Origin of the sequence: Streptomyces sp. NPDC007971, from assembly GCF_042958635.1 — a bacterium.
In the GTDB taxonomy this organism is placed as follows: domain Bacteria; phylum Actinomycetota; class Actinomycetes; order Streptomycetales; family Streptomycetaceae; genus Streptomyces.
Map to the genome: position 1 here is coordinate 1 of NZ_JBIBJK010000071.1, position 3,702 is coordinate 3,702.

1 protein-coding gene and 1 pseudogene are annotated in these 3,702 nt (G+C 62.9%); both read right to left on the reverse strand.

What is annotated here, in order from left to right; all coding sequences use genetic code 11:
- Positions 1-154: 154 nt before the first annotated feature.
- Positions 155-3,118: a matrixin family metalloprotease gene (locus tag ACFZCP_RS45770; RefSeq protein ID WP_391443201.1), complete on the reverse strand. Its 2,964-nt coding sequence runs from the start codon at positions 3,116-3,118 to the stop codon at positions 155-157.
- A gap of 502 nt (positions 3,119-3,620) precedes the next feature.
- Positions 3,621-3,702 (reverse strand): annotated as a pseudogene (locus ACFZCP_RS45775) (IS5/IS1182 family transposase); the annotation flags it as partial.

A 3,702-nucleotide genomic window follows, 5' to 3' on the forward strand; every position in this document is an offset into this window, starting at 1 on the left:
GACGTCAGACATCTCGATCAACAGCTCGGGGGCCTCGCTCGTTGCGCTTCAGGACCCGTCACCCGATCGGTGGCCAACTCGAAGAAGCTCAGTCACTGGTATTGGGGCTAGGGGCCAGTGCCACCCGTCTTCCCGCCATGCGATCGGGTGAGAATCAGCCCAGGGACGCGTACCAAATACCCTCGTCGTCCGTCACGCCTCTCCAGGTCATGAACAGGCGACCGTCCAAGACCGCGATCGCGGGGCCGGTGAGGGTCCCCCTGTCGTGGATGGAGACTTGACCGGAGAACTCTTCGAGGGCGAAGTCGAAATAAGTGAACCAGATACCATCGTCACCTTCCGGTCCCCTCCATGCGAGGACGATGGAGGAGCCGTCTCGCATCGTGGCGGAGGGCCCGCGGCTGGCTCCGATTTGATGCCATACGAGGCCTGTTGATTCGCTGGTGGCGTATTGGACCGGGCGCTGAGGCCACCAGCTGCTGTTGGGCGTGCTGTCCAGCCAGCTGTAGTAGACCGCAGAGTCTCCCGGGATGCCCTTCCAGAACAGGTAGAGACGGTCAACGGTGGCAACCAGGCTGGGGGAGTCCGAGGTGCCAACGCCTGCGATTCGGCTCTGAGGTTCCCACCCTTGCGGCCCGAACGTGGAGAAGTAGATGCCGGTGTCGCCATCGACTCCTTTCCAAGCCATGCTCGTACGGCCATTGAAGTAGGCGAGGGCGGGACCGCAACTGGTGCCGACCGCCGGCACGGGTCTCTGGCTGCCCCAGTCAGCGTCGAGGGGGAGTCTGGAGGCATACCAGATTCCCGAGTCGCCCTTCGCCCCCTTCCAAGCCATGGTGAATCCCTGCTCACCGTTGCCAGCGGGAAACAGTGCCAGTGCGGGGCCGTGGGTGGACGCGCGGTCCGGAGATTGTTTCTGCGGCGACCAGCTCTGACCACCGAACTCCGACCAGTACAGAGTGTGGTCGTCGCCCGCGCCCCGCCACGCCATGCCCAGATGGTTGGTGACGCCAGTGAAGCTCGAAATACCAGCCACCGCGAGGCCTGGCCGGTCGGCCGTGGCGCCGGCCATGCGGGTCTGATCGGTCCATCCGTAGATGCTGGCAAGCGCCCGCTGGGATTCCTCGTCGATTGTCGACCGCCCCGTGTCAATCGGGTACATCAACGACGTCTTGTCCGTCGAATGGGCCAGTCCCAGAGCGTGGCCTATCTCGTGAAGGGACACGCTGAGTAGGCTGGCGGAGTCCCAATTCTCATGGCTGTCCAGCGAGACGTGCGCGTCAGTGAAAGCATGGTTGTGCGCTGTCGTCGTGGTTACCCCTTTTACGCCTTCTGGTGCGGTGAGTTTGGGGTTGAGCTCAGCGCCGCCGAATTGGACTGGGATGTTACCGCCGCTCTGCACCATATTGAAGTTGAAGTAGCCTGGTGGTACCCGGTGCCACTGATCGAGTGCGGCCTTGACGGTATCCTGCGCGTTTGCCCCGTCGGTCAGCGCTGGAGCGTTCGACACGGACCACGACAGGTCGCCGCGTGACCAACGTCCATTCGGTGCCCCGAAAGCCAGGGGAAGCAGACCGCCGTGCCCGTCGAGTGCGTCAGGAACTCCGCAGAATCGCCCGTCCAGGTGCTCCGCAACTGCGATGACTTGGTCCTCGAAGGGGTGCCCGTCCAGGGAGAGCCCCCATACGCTCTCGTACAGTCGGAGTTGTTCCGGGAGTCCCGCTCCGCCAGGGGCCGGATATCCGAGCTGTTCCAATGCAGTCGGCACGGTTCTCAGTGCGGTGACGCGTTGTACGTCAACGGCGGCTCGTGCTGTGGCGACTGCTTCAGTGGGTCGTTGTGCGGTGGCTAGTCGGTTGGACAGGCTGATCAGCTCGCCGACGATCGCTTTCACGTCTGCACCTGGGGCAGCGGCTGCCTTGGTGAAGGCATCGATAGCTTCCTGGACAGGTGGTCCGACTTCAGCCTGGCGGTTCGCTTCGATCAGCCGCACGATCAAGACGCGCAGAGCCACGGCGAACAGGAAGGGATCGGTCACTTGCCCCGCGCCATGTCCCGATTCGCGTTGTACGTCAACGGCGGCTCGTGCTGCGGCGACTGCTTCAGTGGGTCGTTGTGCGGTGGCTAGTCGATTGGACAGACTGATCAGCTCACCGACGACCGTATTCACGTCTGCACCTGGGGCAGCGGCTGCCTTGGTGAAGGCATCGATAGCTTCCTGGACAGGTGGTCCGACTTCAGCCTGGCGGTTCGCTTCGATCAGCCGCACGATCAAGACGCGCAGAGCCACGGCGAACAGGAAGGGATCGGTCACTTGCCCCGCGCCATGTCCCGATTCGCGTTGTACGTCAACGGCGGCTCGTGCTGCGGCGACTGCTTCAGTGGGTCGTTGTGCGGTGGCTAGTCGATTGGACAGACTGATCAGCTCGCCGACGACCGTATTCACGTCCGCATCCGCGATCAGCGTGCCCATGGCGTCGATGTCGGGAGTGATGGATGCATCCACGGGAGCCGGAGGGTTCGCCGTGTAGCTTACGGTAACCGTCAGGTCGGGACTGTTCATATCAACGGCGGAGAGGCTGAAAAGTAGGAACGATATGACTTCTTCCGGACCGACAGGGCCGTCAGGGGCGGGCACGTCCTCGGGGATTCCGAAGAAGTCTCGATACACTTGTCCTGTGATACTGCCGTTCGCCACAACGCTCGTGTCACGGAAGGGAGGGTGTTCCTCTCCGAACCAGCGGACTGATTTTGACTGCTTCCCGTCATCGAAGACCCAGTCGCAACTTTCCCAGCCGCCCCCCATGGCCGGAGAACCACCATTTCTTTCAAAGGCAATAAAATTGGCCGCAGATAGTTGGTCCATGGTCGGGCGCTCGCCATGAGTTACATCTCTGAAGAGACGGGAGAGACCGAGGGCGGGCTGCCACTGGAATCCGGACGCCTTGAACGCCGAGCCGGCCTGTATCGTCTGCGTCTGACCGTTCGGTGGACCGAGTATTTTCTCGGAGGACTGATTGTCCGGCGACATGCCCGTGACCCTGCCCGCCCACGAGATGACCGCGGGGTTTGACTCCAGTGCTCCTGTTGCCATGGGAATCTCCAGGTAGCGTTTCATTACTGCTCACCGAAGTGAGTCGTAGCGCCCAGATAGTTGGGGTCTCCCCGGGCACGGGACAGTCGTAGAGGTCCTACGATGAATTCACGAGGGATTTCATCGTGACCGCCGAAAACGCCTGGAATCACACGACTTCCGCGTAGAGGTCTTGTTTCCCATGGTCTCGCGACTGGACGTCTGCGGCAAACGCACAGTCTGCACCAGGCACTGCGGTTGCGGCCGTCAGCAGGGCTCTTGCCCGTGGAATCCGATGGACTCACTCACGGTGCGAGGTCTGGCGGGTTCTGACGCGGTGGGGTACGGGTGAAGAAGGCCATCAGGGGATCTGTGACCACGTTCCGGCGGACTGCGCCAGCCGGGGTACATTCCCCGGCGCACCCCCACCGCCGGGGCCGGCCGCCGCCCGTCAAGCCACCCGGCCTCGTCCGGTCAGGCCGCTGTCCCGAAGCCCTCGGCGCGCAGGTCCTGGTCGCGGAGCTGGTGGGTCCTTCAGTGAGCTTCTTCAGCGCTGCCGCTCCAGAGTGAGGATGGCCTTGGCGATTGACGTCATGCGGTTGGGGCTGCATCGGGACCTGCGGAAGATT

Coding starts and splice junctions, on each gene's coding strand:
- ACFZCP_RS45770 (WP_391443201.1), bottom strand. CDS start 3,118: ATGAAACGCTACCTGGAGATTCCCATGGCAACAGGAGCACTGGAGTCA.